General features: G+C 43.9%; 19 protein-coding genes. 6 read left to right on the forward strand and 13 right to left on the reverse strand.

Annotation, left to right across the window (positions count from 1 at the left end; genetic code table 11):
- Positions 1-59 precede the first annotated feature (59 nt).
- The 8 genes from ACPUEK_RS13945 to ACPUEK_RS13980 all read right to left on the reverse strand — a co-directional run bounded on the left by ACPUEK_RS13945 (position 60) and on the right by ACPUEK_RS13980 (position 8,469).
- Positions 60-1,919 (reverse strand): bifunctional sugar phosphate isomerase/epimerase/4-hydroxyphenylpyruvate dioxygenase family protein, encoded by a 1,860-nt coding sequence (locus ACPUEK_RS13945; protein ID WP_425641108.1) that lies wholly within the window; start codon positions 1,917-1,919, stop codon positions 60-62.
- 200 nt (positions 1,920-2,119) lie between these two features.
- Positions 2,120-2,974 (reverse strand): shikimate dehydrogenase family protein, encoded by an 855-nt coding sequence (locus tag ACPUEK_RS13950; RefSeq protein WP_425641109.1) that lies wholly within the window; start codon positions 2,972-2,974, stop codon positions 2,120-2,122.
- 574 nt (positions 2,975-3,548) lie between these two features.
- Entirely contained in the window at positions 3,549-4,400 is an 852-nt protein-coding gene (locus tag ACPUEK_RS13955) for a class III extradiol dioxygenase family protein (RefSeq protein ID WP_425641110.1), read from the reverse strand.
- Positions 4,400-4,759 (reverse strand): protocatechuate 4,5-dioxygenase subunit alpha, encoded by a 360-nt coding sequence (locus ACPUEK_RS13960; RefSeq protein WP_067037459.1) that lies wholly within the window; start codon positions 4,757-4,759, stop codon positions 4,400-4,402. The genes ACPUEK_RS13955 and ACPUEK_RS13960 overlap by 1 nt, the downstream gene beginning before the upstream one ends.
- A gap of 34 nt (positions 4,760-4,793) precedes the next feature.
- Positions 4,794-5,663: an amidohydrolase family protein gene (locus tag ACPUEK_RS13965; RefSeq protein ID WP_425641111.1), complete on the reverse strand. Its 870-nt coding sequence runs from the start codon at positions 5,661-5,663 to the stop codon at positions 4,794-4,796.
- Positions 5,664-5,704: 41 nt separating this feature from the next.
- Complete coding sequence (locus ACPUEK_RS13970) at positions 5,705-6,775, reverse strand: 4-oxalomesaconate tautomerase (protein WP_425641112.1); 1,071 nt, start codon at positions 6,773-6,775, stop codon at positions 5,705-5,707.
- Complete coding sequence (locus ACPUEK_RS13975) at positions 6,768-7,445, reverse strand: 4-carboxy-4-hydroxy-2-oxoadipate aldolase/oxaloacetate decarboxylase (RefSeq protein ID WP_425641113.1); 678 nt, start codon at positions 7,443-7,445, stop codon at positions 6,768-6,770. The genes ACPUEK_RS13970 and ACPUEK_RS13975 overlap by 8 nt, the downstream gene beginning before the upstream one ends.
- 16 nt (positions 7,446-7,461) lie before the next feature.
- Positions 7,462-8,469 carry an amidohydrolase family protein gene (locus tag ACPUEK_RS13980; protein WP_425641114.1) on the reverse strand — a complete coding sequence of 336 codons (1,008 nt, stop codon included), beginning with the start codon at positions 8,467-8,469 and terminating at the stop codon, positions 7,462-7,464.
- Between the two features lie 592 nt (positions 8,470-9,061).
- Here ACPUEK_RS13980 and ACPUEK_RS13985 point away from each other — a divergent pair.
- The 6 genes from ACPUEK_RS13985 to ACPUEK_RS14010 all read left to right on the forward strand — a co-directional run bounded on the left by ACPUEK_RS13985 (position 9,062) and on the right by ACPUEK_RS14010 (position 15,874).
- Positions 9,062-10,072 (forward strand): DctP family TRAP transporter solute-binding subunit, encoded by a 1,011-nt coding sequence (locus ACPUEK_RS13985; protein ID WP_425641115.1) that lies wholly within the window; start codon positions 9,062-9,064, stop codon positions 10,070-10,072.
- An 89-nt stretch (positions 10,073-10,161) separates the two neighbouring features.
- Positions 10,162-10,632, forward strand: coding sequence for a TRAP transporter small permease (locus tag ACPUEK_RS13990; RefSeq protein WP_425641116.1), 471 nt, complete (start codon positions 10,162-10,164; stop codon positions 10,630-10,632).
- A 2-nt stretch (positions 10,633-10,634) separates the two neighbouring features.
- Complete coding sequence (locus tag ACPUEK_RS13995; protein ID WP_425641117.1) at positions 10,635-11,903, forward strand: TRAP transporter large permease; 1,269 nt, start codon at positions 10,635-10,637, stop codon at positions 11,901-11,903.
- A gap of 182 nt (positions 11,904-12,085) precedes the next feature.
- A complete protein-coding gene (locus ACPUEK_RS14000; protein WP_425641118.1) occupies positions 12,086-13,309 on the forward strand; it encodes a porin in 1,224 nt (407 codons plus the stop codon).
- A complete protein-coding gene (locus ACPUEK_RS14005; RefSeq protein ID WP_425641119.1) occupies positions 13,309-13,749 on the forward strand; it encodes a hypothetical protein in 441 nt (146 codons plus the stop codon). The genes ACPUEK_RS14000 and ACPUEK_RS14005 overlap by 1 nt, the downstream gene beginning before the upstream one ends.
- 100 nt (positions 13,750-13,849) lie before the next feature.
- On the forward strand, positions 13,850-15,874 hold the full coding sequence (locus ACPUEK_RS14010; protein WP_082866276.1) for an EAL domain-containing protein: 2,025 nt from the start codon (positions 13,850-13,852) through the stop codon (positions 15,872-15,874).
- Position 15,875: 1 nt separating this feature from the next.
- On the opposite strand, the gene ACPUEK_RS14015 is transcribed toward ACPUEK_RS14010, so the two are convergent.
- From ACPUEK_RS14015 to ACPUEK_RS14035, 5 genes are read right to left on the reverse strand one after another with little or no spacing between them, the layout of a single operon-like run.
- The gene (locus tag ACPUEK_RS14015; RefSeq protein WP_425641120.1) at positions 15,876-16,259 is read right to left on the reverse strand and encodes a nucleoside-diphosphate sugar epimerase/dehydratase; all 384 of its coding nucleotides are present in this window, start codon (positions 16,257-16,259) and stop codon (positions 15,876-15,878) included.
- Positions 16,260-16,275: 16 nt separating this feature from the next.
- Entirely contained in the window at positions 16,276-17,037 is a 762-nt protein-coding gene (locus ACPUEK_RS14020; protein ID WP_067223125.1) for an ABC transporter ATP-binding protein, read from the reverse strand.
- A complete protein-coding gene (locus tag ACPUEK_RS14025; protein WP_067037437.1) occupies positions 17,034-18,014 on the reverse strand; it encodes a FecCD family ABC transporter permease in 981 nt (326 codons plus the stop codon). Before ACPUEK_RS14025 ends, ACPUEK_RS14020 begins: the two co-directional genes overlap by 4 nt.
- Positions 18,015-18,022: 8 nt before the next feature.
- Positions 18,023-18,937, reverse strand: coding sequence for a cobalamin-binding protein (locus ACPUEK_RS14030; RefSeq protein WP_067037435.1), 915 nt, complete (start codon positions 18,935-18,937; stop codon positions 18,023-18,025).
- Entirely contained in the window at positions 18,937-20,769 is a 1,833-nt protein-coding gene (locus tag ACPUEK_RS14035) for a TonB-dependent receptor domain-containing protein (RefSeq protein ID WP_425641121.1), read from the reverse strand. Before ACPUEK_RS14035 ends, ACPUEK_RS14030 begins: the two co-directional genes overlap by 1 nt.
- Between the last annotated feature and the right edge of the window lie 16 nt (positions 20,770-20,785).

The following is a 20,785-nucleotide window of genomic DNA, read 5'->3' on the forward strand; positions in this document are numbered from 1 at the left end:
GATCGTACAATTGGAGGGCTAAACGCCCTCCAATTTAAGACACTCACAAACAGTAACCGCTAGTTTTCCCCTTGTTCCGCCTGTGCAGCCAAGCGAACAAAGGCATTTGCTTCGCCATAGTTATCATAGCCTGCAACCCTCTGAACCACCTCAAAGAAGACACCGTGTATCTGCTCTGTATAAAAGTGGAAAAACTCTCCTTGATCGTTGCGATCATACAAAATATTGTGCGCTTTCATGCTCATTAACAGCTTTTCTGGTAAGTCGAAGCGTGCACCAATATCGCGATAATAATTATTGGGAATGGTCAGAACTTTCTCTTGATCAATATTTTTTGCAGCAACAAAGATATCCTTACATGCAAAGGCAACTTGCTGAACCCCCGAGCCACGTGTTTGAGTAAGAAAACGTTCCGCTGACGCCGAGCGAGCATTAGTCATGTTAATTGGTATACGTACCGTCTTGTCTTTATTTGTTGCAGTCCGGCTCACCACCAAGCCGTGTATATCCGGAAGATCTTGGCTTGGCTCAATATCAAATCCAAATAAAGACTTATAGAAAAATCCTGTCGACAAAAAGTCTACGTTCGCAACCGTTTGACCTATATGATCGATGCGCTCAAGCCCAACACCCTGCTCACCTTGAACGCCATTAATCGATTTAAAATCTACATCAAAGAAGCGATAACCCGTGCCGCGATTAACTAGGTAAACTAAACTATCAGCCACGCCTCGAATTGCTGGGATATTAAGCTCACCTGGACCAGCTTGATTCTCAAATCGCTCAGCCTTGTAGTGCTCAGCAACATCAAGCGTGTGCTTTACGTTTTCTGTCGCGAAGCCTAAAGCACATACCGATACGCCATGCTTTTCATGGTATTCGTGAGCTTGGCTTTGCGGCTCTTTGTTGAGAATTAAATTAATATCGCCTTGGCGCATCAAAGACACATTTTTTGAAACGTGCTTGTGGGTTTCTGCAAAACCAAGCTGCGATAAGGTTTTAATAAGTTCATCGCCAGAACTCCCTTCTACCGCAAACTCAATAAACTCCATATCTGTAATAGATGCTGTAGCGTCAATATCATCTTTCACAATGCCGTGTTTTGGAGCAGTTTGATCATCCAGCCATATCAATGAACGCATACCGTCGATTGCTTTTGCAACAGGGTCAGATGAGCGGAACTCATCATTGAAAATCTCGTGAGAAAGGTAGTCATCAAAGCCTTTGTCTTTCAACACCTGCACAAACTCAACCACTGGCATATCACCTTGACCAGGAAAACACCGAGAGTGACGACTATAAGTCAAGTAATCGGTACGAGGCATTATTGGAGCATCAGCAACTTGCACTAACGCAATTTTATCAACTGGTATCTCATCACGCAGACAATCCAATGTATTGCCACGCGAAAACATATGAAACGTATCAAGGTTAATCCCAAGACTAGGATGATCCGCGCGCTGCACTAAATCCCAAGCGTCGTCATAATCGGCAATATGGCGACCCCATGCTAATGCTTCATAACCTAGAATTAACTCTTCACTTGCAGCGATTTCAGCCAAATCACGTAAGTCGGCGGCACATAAATCGCGATCTGGTGAGGCATAAGGCTGAACATTACAGCACATCAACAAGCGATTCGTACCTAACTCATGCGCAACCTGCATCTTACGCTTCAGCATCTCAATGCGTTTTTTTTGAATATCTCTAGGGTTGCCTTCCATATCACGAAATGGTTGTAACGCAATGATCTCTAAGCCTAAATCACGAGCCATTTTACTCACATCAGACGGTGACCCTGAGTACTGCGTCAAATCGTTTTCAAAGATCTCAACGCCCTGAAAACCAGCCTTGGATGCAGCCTCCATTTTCTCTCGCAAGGTTCCTGAGATGGATACGGTAGCTAATGCAGTCTTCATTAAAACCCCTTTACATATATTGTTATTAATATACAAGAACAGCCAAAATTTCTTATAAATATTCAGCTTAATGTCCTAAATATTAGCCTATACAAGGGATAACAAACGAATGAAATATAGCGCCCAACACCTACCAAAAAAGGAATACATAAAACAAAAAAACGCAGCAAATGCTGCGTTTTGGCAAACAATATATTGACTTAGATAAGCGTACTTACCACATCATATTTTTCGCGGAATTGCTTCAGAACAGGCGTCACATCTTGAACTTCGACCCCTGTAAAAATTTCAAAGGCATCCAAGCCTTGATAAAAAAACAGGTCGAAACCTGAAACTATTTTTAGGCCCGCATGATTCGCTGCTTTTAAAAACTCGGTGTCAATCGGTGTATAAACGGCATCAAAGGCCCATTTCTGACCACCAAATGCAGATGCTGCTAATGGGTTACCTGGGGTTTTGTAATGACCTACAGGTGTGCAGTTCACAAGTCCGTCAACTTGCTTAGCGATAGCTTCAACCGAATCTTTTGCAACAACGGTCGCCTTATACCCAATCGCATTTAAAGACTGGGCCAGCGCTTGCGCACCTGCGGTATTAAGGTCTGAAATAAACAATTCTGACGCGCCCACTTCAAAAAGCCCAAACGCAACAGCACGACCCACTCCTCCCGCGCCAATCATCAAAACCTTCCCAGCAGAAAGGTCCCCTAAACGTTTACGATAACCACGGATAAAACCGGTAAAATCAGTATTAAACGCACGTATTTTACCATCCTTAAACAATAGCGTATTTGTTGAGCCTACTTTTTGAACTGAATCACTTACTTCATCAGCGCTGTCTACCGCAACTTGCTTAAAAGGAAACGTTACATTCGTACCAATAAAACCTTTATCAATTATTGAAGATAATCGCTCTTGAAATACACTGGCTTCTGGCGAGTCTAATTCTTGTAGCTCATAGCTAACGGGGAAGCTCTTCAATTTACCGAGCATATTATGTAGAGATGGAGAACGAGAAGCAGAAATATTTTGCCCAATTAGACCGATGTGTTGCATAAACGTGTCCTTAGATAAGGTATCTCTAGAAACAGTAATTGTTTACCAGGCTGATTCCAGACTGAAATTTGAGAATGTATTTATGAAGACATAAAGCGTACATCAAGTACGCTTTAGCATTGATGATATGTTTTACCTATTTTATCTTCGAAAAATTATAGATCGACTCGACTATATTGCGTCATTAGCGGCTAATCGCTATTGGTGCTCAATTCTACACCTTGAGTATCTGCTTTTTTGCAAAAAAAATTAGTAAATTGTGTTAGTAGTTTTGACTCATCAACTATTTCATCCATACAGAATAAAACAGTGTATTAATAAAATCTGATCGATCATCATCCAATTGATGATACAAACCACCCACACCGTTTTGATCACTTTTTAACCACCGAAAAAGGGTGCGCAAGACATCAACACAGCTTTCCCAAGAGCCTAACTTCGAAGTTTATTTTGTGAAAATAGACAATTATTAAAATAATAAAACCTATAGTATTAAAATCTATAAACCTAAAAAGCCATAACACTGTTATGGCTTTTTAGGTTTTCTCAATTAAATACAAAAATTACGTGAAGGTTATTTCTCGGGCATCGTATGCTCTAACAACATCAGCCCAGATCCAGTGTTAGATATCGGAGCGTGATAGTTACGGTGCAACTCTTTCACTTGGCCAATCAATGTACCACGCATTGCAAGCAACATATTCAGCTCAACGCCTTGAGCGCCAGCAATCTCAACCAAATCTAAATTTGAGTATTTAGTTAAATCTTCGGGGTCAGTCACCAATTTATCAAGACATTCTATATCAAACTTACGATTGATAATGCCTGCTCGTTCTCCATCAAGTTGATGAGACATACCTCCCGTACCAAATACCACGACATTCAGATCCTCTTCGAATGACGCGACAGCACGTCCAATAGCCTGACCTAGAGCAAAGGTACGTTTCGGTTGCGGCATTGGATGCTGTTCGCAGTTGATGCACACAGGAATAACTTTAACATGCCCGTAATTATAGCCCGGCCACATAAGGTTCAAAGGCACAGTTAGACCATGATCTACTTTCATTTCTTGGCAAATGGTCATATCAAAGCCATCTTCAACTAAGCTGTTGGCAATGTGCCAAGATAACTCCGATTCACCCGTAACAGGTGGAATCGTTGGAATCCCCCAACCTTCATCAGCGTTGTGATATTCATCTGCCACACCAATAGCAAACGTTGGTTTTTTATCTATAAAGAACTCAAGCCCATGATCATTATAAAATAAGATAATGACGTCAGGTTTTTTCTCGTTCAACCAATCACGCACAGGTGGGTAGCCATCAAAGAAAGGCTTCCAATAAGGCGTCTCTTCTAGGCCATTTGCCATTGCGTTTGCGATCGCAGGGATGTGCGAAGTTGTGATTCCACCAATGATGTTTGCCATTACACGTCTCCTCGACCATTTTTAACAAGCATGTCTTTGAATTCATCCACACTCATACCTGTTTGCAGGGCGCCAATATCTTGCATGTTTAATTTTAGCAAGCCCGCATATTTGGCCAAATAATAAATACTGCCTCCCTCTCTAAGCATCGCTATGATGTCTTTCTCTTTAATCGCTACTTTCTGAGCATCACTCAAATTGAATTTGTCACAGTAAGCGTCAGGATCTGCATTAAATTCATCACGTGCCTCTTGATTATTAAACGAGTAACACATTTTGTTTAAGCCGTACCCTTTTTTAGCCATTTTGCTATCAAACAGATAGGTACCAGGAAATTCTCTTGTCTCATTAGTCGCCATAATGACCTCTTATTCTTATTCTGTCTGTTCTGAATTATGCCCAGTACAAACGCATTGGATTATCCACTAACAGCTTTTGCTGCAGCTCAGTGGTGGGCGCAATCATTGGAATCACATCCACTAAATGGCCGTCATCAGGCACATGCGATTTCATGTTTGGGTGAGGCCAGTCAGTACCCCACAACACTCGTTCAGGAAATCTCTCAACCAAAGTTTTGGCAAAAGGAACAACATCAGAGTAGTCCGGAGCTTGCAGGGTGAGTCGCTCAGGACAGCTCACCTTACACCAGACATTTTCATTGTCTGCCATAAAACCTAGAAAGCGCTCGAAATCTGGATGATCAACACCCTTGGCTACATCTGGACGCCCCATATGATCAACGACAATAGTTGTACCCAGTTCGTTTAAGAATGGAATTAATTCTTCCAAGTCTGGCGCCTCAAAGTACACAACAATATGCCATCCGAGAGTTTTAACCTTTTCCGCTATGCTTAGAAAAACGTCTTTTGGCGTACTATCAACAAGACGCTTAACAAAGTTAAAACGTACACCACGTACCCCAGCGTCATGCATTGTTTGCAACTGATCAATCGTGAAGGAATCATCAATAAATGCCACACCGCGCGCTAACCCTCCTGCTGTTTGCAAGGCATCAAGTAAGGCGGCGTTATCCGTGCTGTGGCAAGATGCTTGCACAATGACATTACGAGAGAAACCAAGGTGATCACGCAGTGCAAACAACTGATCTTTTGAGGCATCACAGGGCGTGTATTTACGCTTTGGGTGATATGGAAATTTATCCGCAGGACCAAACACGTGACAATGAGCATCAACGGCACCTGCCGGAGCTTGATATGTTGGCTTGCTTGGATTTGGATGAAATGGAAGATAATCTTTGTCCATCTTTAGCTACCTATCGTTATTCTTTTTAATGAAAGAACGGGTTAAAGACCGTTTTCGTGTACAAACACTTTGCCGTCAAACAACTTCCGTGCGGTTCTCAGTAACGCCGCGGACATCACCTGTCCATTGGCATCCCGATCCAACACAACGGTCATACAACCAGTTGGGTGCTCCACATCTAACGTCATTTGTCGTCCCTTTTCATACGTAGCCATGTCTCTCGCAGGAGTCCCATCTAAAACCGCCGCCGTTGCCACGCTGACCGCACCTAATACACCAATAGAGGCATGACAACGGTGCGGAATAAACGTTCTCGTAGAAATTGCACCACCATTTGAAGCTTTTGATACCATGGTCATTTTGGGAACAGACTTTTCTGTCACGTCACCAAGATTCATCAAGGGACCAGCTTGTAGCCTTATAGCCTCAAGCTTGTCACGTAATTCAAGATTTGCTTCAAGCACTTCACGCGCTTCATTACCAGATATCCCCATATCTGAAGCACGCATCACAACGCATGGCATACCATTATCTATCAGAGTCACTTCAACGCCATTGATAATGTCAACCGTATTACCTGTAGGTAACAGCGCACCGCAGCTAGATCCAGCCGTATCTTTAAAAGTGATTGGTACTGGTGCACAAAACCCAGGCACCCCATCTATACGTGCATCACCCTCGTAAACGACTACACCTTCTTTCACCTGTACTCGAGCTATTGAGATCTGTCCTGTATTCTGCATATAAATGCGTACTTCAGTCTCCCCCTCAACCGATTCAACTAAACCGCGCTCAATAGCAAAAGGCCCTACACCGGCTAAGATATTGCCGCAATTCTGAGCATCCGTCACAATGGCTTGATCGACAAACACTTGCAGAAATAAATAATCCACATCGGCGTCGTCACGATCAGATTTTTGTACAACCGCTACTTTTGACGTAAGGGGGTCTGCCCCCCCCATGCCGTCGATCTGCCGAGCATCGGGTGATCCCATGACGCGCAACAGCACATCAGCGCGGGCTTGCGGATCAGCTGGCAACGCATCTGCAACAAAGTAAGCGCCTTTAGACGTGCCTCCGCGCATCCACATGCACTCAATGCCCTTAGACATACTTCAGACCTTTTTCTTCTAGACGCGACCGCATTTCATAAATATCTAAGCCAAGCTCACCATTGGCCATTCGTAGACGTTTCTCCTCTTCTTTGGCCATACGTTGACGCGACAATTCAAGAACATTCTTCGCACTTTCACGTCGCACGACGACTACACCATCATCGTCCGCAATAATCACGTCTCCGGGATTAACTAAATGATCAGCGCATACAATTGGTACGTTGACTGAACCAAGTGTTTCTTTAATAGTGCCTTGTGAAAACACGGCTTTTGACCAAACAGGGAAATGCATTTGACGCAAGTCGCGAGTATCGCGTACTCCCCCGTCAATGATTAACCCAACAACACCTCGGGACTGTGCAGATGTCGCTAATAAATCACCAAAAAAACCGTGATTCGAGGGCGACGTTGGGGCAAAAACCATGATGTCACCAGCCTGACATTGCTCAATAGCAACGTGCATCATCCAGTTGTCGCCCGCCGCACCAGAGATGGTGATGGCAGACCCAGCAACGGCAACATCTTGTTGAATCGGACGCATGTAATCCGCCAATAATCCAACTCGCCCTTGTGCTTCATGAATGGTTGCAACACCACACTGCGCTAAACCATCGATAACAGTCGGATCTGCGCGTTCAATATGTTGAACTACGATGTTCTCTCTCATGGGAGACTCCTTAGCATTAAACTTTTAAACGGCTGAAAACACGACGCGTGTTATGCTCAAAAATATCTTGTTTTTGGGCATCACTTAGTACCGTGTTGTTGTCTATATAGCGCTTAGTATCATCGAAGTAATGACCCGTCTCAGGATCAATACCGCGCACAGCACCAATCATTTCAGACGCAAATAAAATGTTTTTCGTAGGAATGATATCAAGCAGTAAATCAATACCGCGTTGATGATAAACACAGGTATCAAAGTAAATGTTGTTTAGTACGCGTTCTTCAAGCTCAAAGCCTTTATCCAACGCCAAACCACGGAAACGCCCCCAATGATAAGGCACGGCACCACCACCATGAGGAATGATGACTTTCAGATCAGGAAAGTCTTTGAATACGTCTGACATCATCAGTTGCTGGAAGCCTGTCGTATCCGCACCTAGGTAGTGAGAACCTGTTGTATCGAAACAGCTATTGCACGCAGCTGATACGTGAATCATTGCGGGAATGTCGAGCTCTGACATTTTTTCATAAATAGGATAGAAAGAGCGATCCGATAGACGAGAACCATTCCAGTGACCGCCACTTGGGTCAGGATTAAGGTTGATACCAATAAAGCCCATCTCTTCAACTGTACGAACGATTTCTGGCACTGACTTCGCAGGGTCAACACCGGGCGATTGTGGTAACTGTGCCACAGGTACAAAGTTTTCAGGAAAGAGATCGCAAACACGGCGAATCAGATCATTTTGATGCTCCGTCCAATATTGACTGGTATGTTCATTGCCAATATGGTGTCCCATCCAACTCGCACGAGGGGAAAAAATCGTGAGATCAGTACCACGCTGTTGTTGCAGTCGAAGCTGATTATTAATGATGCTTTCACGAATTTCGTCATCGGAAATATGCATCGTTCCTTTTTCACCAACAGAAGAAGGATCACGCGCTACATCCGCTTTCTGCTTGTCTCTGTATTCACCCACAGCAGGCGGCGTAGTCGTGTAATGGCCATGGCAATCTATAATCATACTACTGCTCTCTTGTATCTAATTATTATTGGGAATGGTAATTGTTAAGAGCGCTCTGCAGCGGTAATTGAAGGTGAAACCACTTCCAGAAGACGCTCGAATTTACCCAAAAGTATTGGCAGGTTGAGAGCGTTTGACTATTTCAATTTCACGACAACTGTATTGCATTTTGGTATAGCACTTTATCCTCTTTTTTCAATATGAATTTATTTTATGAATACGGGTAATATCAAAAACACTTTCTTTACTTACAAATCGACCTTAAATGCCTCGCAACCTATTGTTTTATAAATTTTTATCGTGAATTTCAGGATTTTACTTTATTTTGTATATCATTTTTGGAATATTAGAAGCCCTAAAAAATCATTTCTAAATAGATGTGAATTAATACACTTTTGTGGCGTTCCTGATTCCTAGCAGTGATCGGGAGCACTCCAGAATTGCCTTTTCATACACATGATGGCGACTCGACCTGCGGCATAATGAATTACTAGGTCGACATAGCATTTCAAAATATCCGCCATTGTGAGAAGGCATGGCTATATAAGACAAAAATAATGATCCCGGGTTGACCCCGAATTTGGAGACCAATATGAACTTTTCAAAAAAACTGATGCTTGGTTTAGCGACGGCAAGCATTGCAACCGCGGCCACTGCTGCAGACATCACTCTGACTGTTGGTCACGTTGACCCTCAAGAATGGAGTACTTCCAAGAAAGGTGCCGCTACTGAAGTATTTAAAAACTTAGTGGAAGCAGAATCTGGCGGACGTATTGAGGTGAATGTCTACCCTTCAGGCCAACTAGGTGGAGAAACTGACCTCGTGCAATCAGCTCAAGAAGGCATGATTAGCATGACAATGGTATCAGGTGCTTTTGCAAAAGTTTGTAAAGAAGCTTCTGTGCTTGAAATCCCTTACTTGTTTCCATCTGCGCCCGTCGCGTGGGAAGTACTGGATGGCGAATTCGGTAAAGCGCTATCAAAGCATTGTTTAGAACAAACAGGGCTTCGCACGCTTGCTTACGGAGAAACCGGTTTCCGTAATTTTACCAACTCCAAACGCCCTGTTGCAGAGCCTGCAGACCTTGAAGGTCTAAAAATTCGCGTTATGACACTGCCGCTATACGTAGAAATGGTTAAAGCAATGGGCGCTGAACCCACACCTATTGCGTGGCCAGAAGTACCATCTGCACTCACCACGGGTGTTGTAGATGGCCAAGAAAACCCAGTAAGTGTTATAGATGCGAACAAGTTTTATGAATTCCAAAAATACTTAACGCTTGATGGCCATGTCTACGGCACTGACTTCTTTTTAATTAATGAAGATCTATACCAGTCTCTTGATCAGGCTGACCAAGAAATTGTTGCCCGTGCTGCCAAAGTAGCTGGAACTATGGGGCGTGCCATCCAACAATTTAATTCCGCTAAAGGCTTAAAATCACTCAGTGAAAATGGCATGGAAATCACAACACCGACATCAGAACAACTCGCTAAGTTCCAAGCGTCTGCGCAACCTGCAGTGATCGAATGGTTAAAAGATGAAGTAGACCCTGCATGGATTGATCGCGTTCAAGCATCTGTTAAAATCGCAACCAATGATTAAGGCTAAGCGTCTATAATCTCGAATAATCGGGGGATGCCCTCTCCCCCGATTATTATATTAACCCTCTCTGCTTTTCTCGGAAAATGCCCATGATACGCCTGTACAAACGCCTCTTGGCTTTCTTAACCGGCACCTCTCTATTTGTTATTTTTAGCGTTGTGTTAGTCAGCAGCTTAAGCCGCTATTTGTTAAACTCACCTATTCAGTGGAGCGAAGAAATTGCTCGTTACGCTATGATTTACGGCACTATGTTTGGCACGGTGCTATGTTATTTACACGGCCTTCATATCCGCTTTTCGTTTTTAGAGAACGCAGTTCAACCAAAGATCAAAATAGCCCTGCAGTTTATATCAGATCTAGTAACACTGGCATCGGGTGTCGTTTTAGCGTACTCAGGCTATTTATTTATGATGAAACGTGGGGCAATTAATGCGCCAGCGGTTGGCATCCAGATGTACTACTTCCAAGCAGCGATGGTGGTGGGTGGCTTACTGTTAGCCATTGCGGCCGCTTTACGACTCGCTGAATATGTTACAGGTCATCACGAGGAAGTTAAGTAACTATGTTGGGCTTTGGTATATTACTCATTCTTCTCGCTGTCGGTAGTCCGATTGCTTTCGCCATTCTATTAGGTGTGGTCGGCCATGTATCCACTCTACCCTTTAACATTAGCTTAGTTGCTCAACGCGTTTTTGCTGGTTTAGATTCTTTTTCAATACTGGCTATTCCATTATTCGTCTTAGCTGGCGAATTAATGAACGAAAGTGGGATTACAAGCCGTATTATTAACTTCGCTAACTCCCTAGTAGGACATATGCGTGCAGGCCTAGCTCAAGTAAATATTTGGGCATCAGTGATCTTCGCAGGCCTGTCTGGTTCAGCGGTAGCGGATACTTCTGCACTTGGTCGAGTATTCATTCCGACCATGGAAAAAGAAGGCTACCCTCGGTCATTCGCAGCCGCTCTTACCGCTGCGTCATCGGTTATTGGCCCAATGATTCCACCCAGTATCCCAGTCATCATTTACGCATTAATCACAACCGGTGTATCTGTACCTGCGCTATTCTTAGCGGGTGTGGCTCCAGGGTTATTCTTGGCCGTAGGCCTATCTGTTTATGTGTACATTTTTGCTGGCGACTATGCTGAGTTAAAGCCTAAGCAAACGATCAAAGAGCGAATGAAAGCGTTTGTTCAGGCTTGGATTCCATTATTTATGCCAATTTTTATCGTTGGCTCAATCCTGACAGGTATCGTAACGCCAACTGAAGCAGCTGCTTTTGCAGCCGCTTATGCACTGCTCGCTGGGATGTTTATTTTACGTACCTTAAAAATCATGGACTTACCGGCGATTTTTGTTCGTGCAATGCGCGACTCATCGGTTGTACTGATCATAATGGCGGTTATTGCCGCGGCGAACTGGCTGTTAACGTTTTCTAGAGTACCGCAGACCGTTTCAGAAATAGTCTTAGACTCTGTTTCTAGTCCATGGATGTTCTTAATCCTGGTCAATGTTATTTTGCTTGTCGTGGGCTTGTTCCTAGAAGGCATCGCAGCAATGTTGATTCTCTTACCAATCTTGCACCCTATCGCCATGACACTTGGCATTGACCCCGTTCATTTTGGGATCGTGGTCATTTTTAATCTTATGATTGGTTTAGTGACGCCGCCTATGGGCATCTGCTTATTTGTCTCTAACTCCATTGCAAACGTAGGTTTAGCGGCCATCTCTCGTCAGATCATGCCAATGTTTTTAGTCGAGCTTGCTGTTTTGATATTAATCACCTTTGTACCAAGCACGGTTACATTTTTACCACGGCTATTTGGCTATTAAATTCACCGGAGGGGGCTATCAGCCCCCTCTCATATTAACCGCCCCCCAAAATGTCCTCTTTAAACACCGTTACCTATTAACAACAAAAATATACTTCAAGTAAGACCTCTGGAACTTAACTAAGTGCTAATATTTCAGCGTTGTCTACTTAATGAGTCAGAAGTAATATGGTAACTAAGTACATGTACGTAGTTAAGGCTTTCATAATTTGCTCACTTGGGGCATCTGCCTCAGTGTTTGCATCAGACACAGCAGATAACTTCCATGTATCAAGTTTTGGACGGATTGTTGCAGGTACAATCGACACCGATAAAGCCAACTTTCACGGCTACGATGATGACATTTCTTTAAAAACCAACTCTCTGTTAGGCATTCAACTCAACGCTGAAGCGACCGATTACCTTAGCTTTACCGCTCAAGGTGTATTTAGAACTAACGAAGACAAAGACTCAGAGCTCGATTGGCTATATGCCACGATTCAGCCGAAAAATAACTTAACGTTAAAAGTGGGTAAACTCCGTACACCTTTCTTTATGCACAGTGATGTCATAGACGTAGGTTATGCTTACCATTGGGCTAGTCCGCCAGAACAAATGTATGGAGCATTTTTTTTATTTCCAACATTTGAAGGCATCGATGCAACTTGGGGTTATTCTGGCGAAAACTATGACTCTTCATTCGAAGCGTACGTTGGCCAGCACTCAGGTGAGATTAAACGAAGCAACCGTATAACTGACTATAATGTGGATGTTTTAAGCGGCTTTATAACAACCCTACGAAAGGAAAACTTTGAGTTTCGAGCTTCATTCCATCAAGGGGACGTATCACTCGATATCCCTGAACTGAACTTACTATCTGATGCTATTCAAAGCTTTGGCAGCTTTCCAAGCACAGTTGATGCTCTTGCACTTGACAGCAAAGTCAATGTGTATCAATTCGGCATACGCTATGACAATTTAGACTACTTTGCAGGCTTAGAATGGGTAACTATCGACCCTGAATTGAAAACATCCATGCCGAAAATCGATACTTTTTATGTGACCGGAGGGTATATTTTCAATCCAGTCACCATTCACCTTACCTATGCCGAAAGTAAAGTAAAATATTCAGACTTCCCATCAGAGTTGAACCAAGCACTAGCAGGTATGTCCCCTAGCGATCCTCGCTATACGGGATTACTACAATCCACATACGGTTTAAACTTTATTTCAGCATCAAGAAATGTCGACAGCCTTAAATCATGGACCCTAGGTGCACGTTGGGATATTCGCCCCAAACTTGCCGTCAAAGCAGACGTTACACTGCTAGATGGTGCGGAGAATGAAACCGCAATGTTTGACTCTATCAAGGATGGCTTTAACCGTGAAGCCATGTTTTATCAAGTCGCAGTGGAGTGGGTATTTTAATGATCACTACCGTACTCACTAACACAACAACAGCGATCTTCTTGCTAGCAGTGACTCTCTTGATAGCCCCTTTAGCAGTAGCCGATGATAACCGCGTCAAAGTTATTGCCAACAGCAAGACGAATTTAAGCTCATTAAGCTCAAGTGAAGTCCGTCAAATTTACATGGGGGGGACATTAAGTAGACGCTTTCAAGCCGTTACCTTACCTGTGGAACATCCCCTCAGAAAAACATTTAACGTTAGTGTTATTGGCTTAACAGAGAACCGTATTCAGTCTTATTGGGCGCAGCTTCTATTTACTGGACGAAGTACCCCGCCTAGGGAATTAAGCTCCATCGCTGACGCCATAGACTTTGTCATCAAAGAACCCGCCGCTATTGCTTACGTCTCATCCGATACCTTATTACCTGAGGGTGTCATTGTTGTATTTGAGCGATAGATGAATTGGCACTGGAAAGGGAACCACCTCATTGAAGTTTAGTATCCGCTTTAAACTTCTTACAATTGGCATAATATCGGTTGTCTGTTCAGCTTTGAGCGTGTTTATTGTTTCATTGCAAGAACATAAATCGATTTATGCCGAATCTGTAAAGACCAATTTGCAGGCATTGACCATCAATACGGCTGATGATCTGCTGTTGCAGCTATCTGTTGATAGTGACCCTTTTCTATTACGCAGCACCTTGCTACGTTTTGAGCGATACGAACACCTGAAATACGCGATACTGTATAGTAAAAATTGGGATAAAGCAGAAGTCTATATACAACCAAAATTGTTCTCTCAAGTAGCACAGAACCTTTTAGCTATTCCGGAGGTCGATCCTAAAAAGCTTCAACAAGGAGTTTCTATAGAGGGAAGTAATATTTATGCCCTACAGCCCATTGATGAAACAGGCAATATTGGTGGTTATTTATTAGTTGCGCATGAGTACTTGCAACCTTTAGACAATAGTCAAAAGGATCTTATCAGACTGACCTCACCACTGCTCATTCTGATTCTCCTTATCACTACGGCAGCCATGCTGCTCACTATACGACAGCAACTCGTTCCATTGATGAATTTATCCAAATTCACTCGCAACATTACTCGAACTAAAGAGTACGGTAACCGCTTTCAGGTGAGAGGTGATGATGAGATCTATACACTTGGGCAGGATATCAATTCTATGCTTGAAGTGATTGACTCAGAAATCAAGTTGAATGCTGAGCAAACACAGCAGCTGACTGAGCAGCGTGAAGCACTCTATCACCTAGCAAACTACGACCAGTTAACAAACCTTCCGAATCGCCGTCATGTATTGTATTGGCTGACCAATATAATGGATCAAGCACGTAAAAACGATCAGTTGATTGGCGTTTTATATTTCGACGTCGATCACTTTAAAAGCGTGAACGACCGTATGGGTCATGATGTAGGTGACAAGCTACTGATTGAAGTTGGTAGAATTGTTGCTAGCTTTTTAAAGCACGAACAAGTTGTCGCACGCTTAGCGGGTGATGAGTTTTTGGTCGTCTTGCCCAAGCTACAGGACAAAATGGAGGCTGTAGCCATTGCACGAAAATTAACATCCGGCTTTTCTGTGCCTATTTCTATTGATCGATGGAGCATACAGACGGGAATCAGTGTCGGAGTCGCAGACACCGAAGATTCAGGCTATCGGGTCGACGATTTATTGAACTACGCTGACATTGCCATGTACCATTCAAAACACTTTGCTAAAGGCACGGTCACACGCTTTCACCCTCAAATGCTTGTAGAAAGCCATCGCCATACTTTGATTGTAAACTCTATTGTTAACGCCGCTCGTAATAATGAGTTTCAACTCTATTATCAGCCTAAAATATCAGCTGCCGGCGAAGTCTGTGGCTTAGAAGCTTTAATACGCTGGGAAAATGATACGTTAGGCAGCCTTTCTCCATGTGAGTTCATCCCTATCGCTGAAACCTCTGGCAAAATCTCAGAGATCACTCGCTGGGTTATGGACAAAGTTCTAAAAGATTTACCGGAAATCATTCGCAGCAGTAATACTGACATAGTGGTGTCTTTCAACATTTCATCTGTCGACATGAGCAGTGACTGGTTTGAGCCCTATTTACTACAAATGATTGAGGACTATCCTGATTTCTTAAGGCACCTACAATTCGAAATCACAGAGTCTAACTACCTAAACGACTATAAAAGCGCTAATAAGTTTTTCAAACTCGTACAAGAGGCTGGTGGCAGCGTTGCCCTAGATGACTTTGGTACCGGGTTCTCATCGCTTAGTTATCTAGGACGGATTGATATCGACACCATTAAAGTTGATCGAGAGTTTATCGTTAACTTTTTGAATGACAGACGTGATCGAGCGGTACTGAAAGCCATCTTAGATCTAACCAATAGCCTAGGCTTAAACTCTTGTTGTGAAGGCATTGAAAATGTCGAGCAAGCCAAATATTTAATCGCTAATGGGTGTGGCCTGATGCAGGGGTTTTATTTTTCTACTGCGACACCCATTGAACAAATTTCCGATGCCATTGAATTGGCAAAACAGCGTTACAGAGAGCTCGAGTTGTTCTCTTAATTCACAAAGAGTCTTGGATCTGTTGAGCCCAATGGTCAGACGTAATGGCTGGGTCTAAAACCACATATTCAAAAGATAAGCGCTTAAGTTCTTCGCGTACATTATCAGGAATAAGATCATTACCATCAAACTCGATGACAGTGGTTACCTGCCACCTTTCTATCAATGCCGACAAATCACTTGGATAACGCACTGTCACACCTAAAATATCCGTTCGATTGGACCATGGTTCATCGTCAATAAAGGCAACGACATTAGCTAAATGCGCTTGTTGCAAATAACTGGCAAGCCGGTAAGACGGCGTATCAATCCCAACCACTATCGTATTTGGCTTAAGTCTAGACGGCTTAAATAACTTAGCTCCTAAATAATGTAACCAAGACATTAACTCTCCCTATCGATCAAATGGAAGGCATGAATACCAATCGCCCTTCAATCTCACCCCGCACAAGTTTTTGCTGATACAACGGCTCAAGATTCTCAAGTGTTAATAAGCTTTCAGCCGAACCTACTAAAGCAGGTCGATCAGGGTATTGCAATATCACATGGGAACACCAACGAGCTGCTAGGTTAACATCATGCAACGACATAACGACCAACTTAGTCTCGCGCGCTTTCTCCTGGAGTAACGACATGACGGCGACTTGATGATGCAGATCTAGGTGGTTAGTTGGCTCATCGACCAACCAGATATTCGGGTTTTGGGTTAAAAGAGACGCCAACGCCACTCTCTGTCGCTCACCACCTGATAACTGTGTTACAGAACGGCCTGCCAGCGAAGATAACTCCAGCCTATCTATCGAGTGTTGCGCAATTTTAATGTCTTGCTCGGTCTCCATCTCCCAAGGCGAAAGATGCGGGAAACGCCCTAACAATGCCGTCTCCATGACTGTTGCGGGAAAACCATCCTGATGATCCTGAAACATGATGCCGACTTGCTGCGCTAAACTCATGCGATGAATAGAAGACAAATCCGCATCATTCAATCTAAGCCGACCTTTTCTTGGCATCTTTAACCCTGCCAATGTATGCAGTAATGTCGTTTTACCCACACCATTGGGGCCTAACACCCCCCACACTTGGCCAGTATTCATGGTAACCGTTAACGGTTCTGGTGATCGCTTTGGGATATCAATGACTAAAGCGTCTACTGACAACGTCATGCGACACGGCCCCTACGAAGTAAGTACAAAAACGTCGGAACTCCTAACAATGCCGTAATAACGCCTACGGGCAATTGTTCAGGCGCTATCACCGTCCGCGCAACCGTATCAGCTAACGTGACCAAACACCCCCCAGCCAAAGCACAAGCAGGCAAAATCAAGCGCTGATCGTTACCTAATATGAGTCTTAAAATATGAGGCACTACCAACCCAACAAAACCAATACTACCCGCCGTTGTCACGGCAACAGCGGTTAACAAGCTGGCAATGACAAATACAAAACGTTCCAAATGTTTAACATTTAATCCCAATGCAGCGGCTTGCAAAGGACCGCGCGCCAGAACATTTAGACTCCGACCAAGCGGAATCAATACTAAGCACACAGGTATGAGCGCTGCCCATGCTAACCAAGGCGATTGGGCATAGGACAAATCCCCCATTAGCCAGAACAACATACCAGGGATCTTTTGCGGTGGTGCCAGAGCCAGCATTAACGTAATAAATGCTCCCCAACCCGATGCGATTACTACGCCGGTTAACAATAATCGCATCGGACTTGGACGACCATCGCCTTGAGCTAACCCAAATACTAATATGGTAGACAAGGCCGCTCCAAAAAAAGCAGCCGACGACAATACTATCCCAGTTACTCCTGCCAATATTGCCAGTAGTGCTGCAACAGACGCGCCGCCAGAGATCCCTAATACATAGGGATCTGCTAGAGGATTACGTAACAAAATCTGCATCAAGGCGCCCGCTACAGCCAATAAGCCGCCTGTCGCAAAAGCCGCCATGATGCGAGGAACACGCAATTCCCAAACAAGTATTTGGTTTAATTGTGTCCCCTGCCCTTGCAGTACATCTAATATCTGCCCCAAAGACAGCTGTACACTACCTTGTGTAATCGAAACGACCATGCAGAACACAGAAAGCAGTGAAAGCAGAATTAAAGGCGAAAATAGATCTCGACGGGGCATGCTAATAATTAATCCCTATGCTGTCGCGCAATTTCTAGCTTTTCACACATCACTCTTGCACCTTCTAAAAGTCTTGGCGTAGGGCGTTGTATTAAAGATGGCGGCACAAAAAACAAGTTATTCTGCTGCGTTGCTTTAAGCTCCGGAAACGCACGCCATTTGTCTAACCAATGCGCATTTCGTTCACCCATTCCACCAGCAATTATAGCTTCTGGATTCTTTATTAATATCGCCTCTTGATTCAAACGAGGAATCAAGCGTGGTGAGTCCGCAAACACGTTAACCCCACCACAAAGCTCGACAACTTTACTAATGTAATGAGCATGATTCATCGACATCAATGGTTCGTCCCAAACCTGATAAAACGTTGCTACAGGGTCAGCATCTTTATAGGTATGAGCTAAGTCATCAATCCCTTCCAGAAATTCCTGAGCTACTTTTCTTCCGGTTTCTTCAGTGCCAGCCAACACAGCCATATCTACGATATTATCCGCAATGTCATCAAAGTTATGCGGCTCGACGTAATAGACGGTCATACCAATACGCTCTAAGGTTGCAATCTGCTCACTTGGATTACCTGTTCGCCAAGCCAAAACAAGATCTGGCTTCAAACTGACTAAGCGCTCTAAATCCAGCCTCGTATGACTGCCCACTGACGTGACTTGCTTGGCCTCGGGCGGATAATCACTGTATGACACGACAGCAACGACTTGATCGCCCCCTCCAGCGGCATAAATCAACTCTGTTGCCCCAGGTGATAATGCCGCGATGCGTTGAGCCGGTTGTTCAAGGCATACTTGACGAAACTTATCATCCTCAACACATCGAATATCACCACTTTGCGCCCAAAGTGATTGGCTAATTAAAACGGCTAACGCAGTTAAGCATAATTGCAGAAAACATGTCTGCTTATCAGTAGCCATTAAAATGCCGAATAATTAACGGTCAGGAATACACCTCGACCTGGATTACTGTATCCTTGCGCTGTTTGATACGCTTTGTCCATAGCGTTTTTAACCGTTAATTTAGCATTCCAATCCTGCGCAAAGTCATAACTTGCACGTAAATTAAGTAAGCCATACCCAGGTAGTAGCGACTGATTTTCTGCATCATCATAACGTTCACCATAGCTTGCTACAGTGAAGCCTAAAGAGGCATTTTCAAACTGTCGATCAACATCAATGCGAGCACTTTTGTGCGCACGACGAACCAAGCGATTACCTTTATTGGCGCCTTCGCTTTGATTCTGAGTATCCAATATGGTCGCCGCCACAGCAAATGACCACTGCTCAATATCTGTACCTGCCGCGAGCTCAAGTCCACGAACACGGGCTTTATCGATATTACCCACCGTTGGATAATCCCATGCTATTAGGTCGTCATAATCCGCTTGATAGACTGCCGCATCCCAGTAGCCATGAAGATAGTCCGCATGCATACCTACTTCAAACGTTTCAGAGGTTTCAGGGCGAATTTCATTGGCTAGTGTATAGCCCCAGTTCTCAGCGTTCATAGAGTTGAACGTTGGCGCGGTAAACGACGTTCGGCCACTCACACGAGCGGTATAGATATCATCTAACTGGTAGCCTAAAGCAATACCACCCGTCGTTTGCGTATCATATTCATCATAATGATCGGCTCGAATATTAAGCTGCACACTGGCTCGACCAAATTGTGAAAATGACTGTGCAAAAACACTGTTGCTGGTGCGCTCTTTCGAATATGAGCCGTCAAACTCATCTTTAATATGCTCGGCCCCCACAACGAACTCATGGTTGTCTAACCACAGTGTATTATCCCAACGCACTCCTTGAGACTGACTGTTGTAATAAGTACCGGTTGGTGCTCCTTGGTCATTTAGCACATCATAGTCATCACGCGATTCACGAATCTGAATTTCGGACTGCCAATCCTCTGTAATGTCGACACCACCAGTTAGTGCAATCACTTGGTTAACATAGTCATTGCTGCGCAAACTATTACTAGAAGTCGTGTAATCTGACTCGCCTTCAGCGCGCATAATAAAGGCTTTAGCATAGGCACCCGACTCAAAGTCATAGCCAAAACGCGCTAAAACATTATCGTTTGAATAACCCATATCACCTGCTTGCTCTTTTACTTGCGCACCATCAGTATCAAATGAACCTACAGATAACAGATAGCTAGCATTACCTGACGAGCCAGAAACACTTGCATCCGCTTGTTTGGTATTAAAAGAACCGCCACCCAGTGATACATTGGCCTTATTTTCTTGCCCCGCTTCAGGCAAGAACACTTGAACAACGCCACCAGCGGCACTTGAACCGTATAAAGATGATTTCGGTCCGCGAACAATTTCAATACGTTCGACTTGCGCCATTGGCAAGTACTGCCAAGACGAAGAGCCTAGAGAATGGGACTGTATCGGCACACCATCGATCAATAGCTTGGTACCGGTACTGTTTGATCCACGCGTGTAAATGCTGGTACTTTTGCCGTACCCGCCATTCGTAACAATGTCTATGCCAGGCTGGCCAGCAAGCAGCTCAGTAATTTCTTGAGGCTGTTGTTTCTCAATGGTTTCTTTGTCAATCACAGAAACCGACGTCAAAGACTCCGCTTCTGTCATTTCGGTAGTCGTCGCCGTCACCACAACGCGAAGCTGTTTTGCTTCACCGTTGTCTGCGGCATAACTGGCCTGCGAAATAGCCGCCAAGATACTCAGTGCCGTTGCTGTTTTGGCAAACACTGGAAAAGAAAAAGTTTGTTTAGTCATAATGTCATCTGCATAA

Source organism: Marinomonas gallaica (genome assembly GCF_049821165.1).
Lineage (GTDB): Bacteria > Pseudomonadota > Gammaproteobacteria > Pseudomonadales > Marinomonadaceae > Marinomonas > Marinomonas gallaica.

Excerpts from the sequence above, each read along its gene's own strand:
- ACPUEK_RS13945 (WP_425641108.1), bottom strand. The coding sequence starts at position 1,919 with ATGAAGACTGCATTAGCTACCGTATCCATCTCAGGAACCTTGCGAGAG.
- ACPUEK_RS13950 (WP_425641109.1), bottom strand. The coding sequence starts at position 2,974 with ATGCAACACATCGGTCTAATTGGGCAAAATATTTCTGCTTCTCGTTCT.
- ACPUEK_RS13955 (WP_425641110.1), bottom strand. The coding sequence starts at position 4,400 with ATGGCAAACATCATTGGTGGAATCACAACTTCGCACATCCCTGCGATC.
- ACPUEK_RS13960 (WP_067037459.1), bottom strand. The coding sequence starts at position 4,759 with ATGGCGACTAATGAGACAAGAGAATTTCCTGGTACCTATCTGTTTGAT.
- ACPUEK_RS13965 (WP_425641111.1), bottom strand. The coding sequence starts at position 5,663 with ATGGACAAAGATTATCTTCCATTTCATCCAAATCCAAGCAAGCCAACA.
- ACPUEK_RS13970 (WP_425641112.1), bottom strand. The coding sequence starts at position 6,775 with ATGTCTAAGGGCATTGAGTGCATGTGGATGCGCGGAGGCACGTCTAAA.
- ACPUEK_RS13975 (WP_425641113.1), bottom strand. The coding sequence starts at position 7,445 with ATGAGAGAGAACATCGTAGTTCAACATATTGAACGCGCAGATCCGACT.
- ACPUEK_RS13980 (WP_425641114.1), bottom strand. The coding sequence starts at position 8,469 with ATGATTATAGATTGCCATGGCCATTACACGACTACGCCGCCTGCTGTG.
- ACPUEK_RS13985 (WP_425641115.1), top strand. The coding sequence starts at position 9,062 with ATGAACTTTTCAAAAAAACTGATGCTTGGTTTAGCGACGGCAAGCATT.
- ACPUEK_RS13990 (WP_425641116.1), top strand. The coding sequence starts at position 10,162 with ATGATACGCCTGTACAAACGCCTCTTGGCTTTCTTAACCGGCACCTCT.
- ACPUEK_RS13995 (WP_425641117.1), top strand. The coding sequence starts at position 10,635 with ATGTTGGGCTTTGGTATATTACTCATTCTTCTCGCTGTCGGTAGTCCG.
- ACPUEK_RS14000 (WP_425641118.1), top strand. The coding sequence starts at position 12,086 with ATGTACGTAGTTAAGGCTTTCATAATTTGCTCACTTGGGGCATCTGCC.
- ACPUEK_RS14005 (WP_425641119.1), top strand. The coding sequence starts at position 13,309 with ATGATCACTACCGTACTCACTAACACAACAACAGCGATCTTCTTGCTA.
- ACPUEK_RS14015 (WP_425641120.1), bottom strand. The coding sequence starts at position 16,259 with ATGTCTTGGTTACATTATTTAGGAGCTAAGTTATTTAAGCCGTCTAGA.
- ACPUEK_RS14020 (WP_067223125.1), bottom strand. The coding sequence starts at position 17,037 with ATGACGTTGTCAGTAGACGCTTTAGTCATTGATATCCCAAAGCGATCA.
- ACPUEK_RS14025 (WP_067037437.1), bottom strand. The coding sequence starts at position 18,014 with ATGCCCCGTCGAGATCTATTTTCGCCTTTAATTCTGCTTTCACTGCTT.
- ACPUEK_RS14030 (WP_067037435.1), bottom strand. The coding sequence starts at position 18,937 with ATGGCTACTGATAAGCAGACATGTTTTCTGCAATTATGCTTAACTGCG.
- ACPUEK_RS14035 (WP_425641121.1), bottom strand. The coding sequence starts at position 20,769 with ATGACTAAACAAACTTTTTCTTTTCCAGTGTTTGCCAAAACAGCAACG.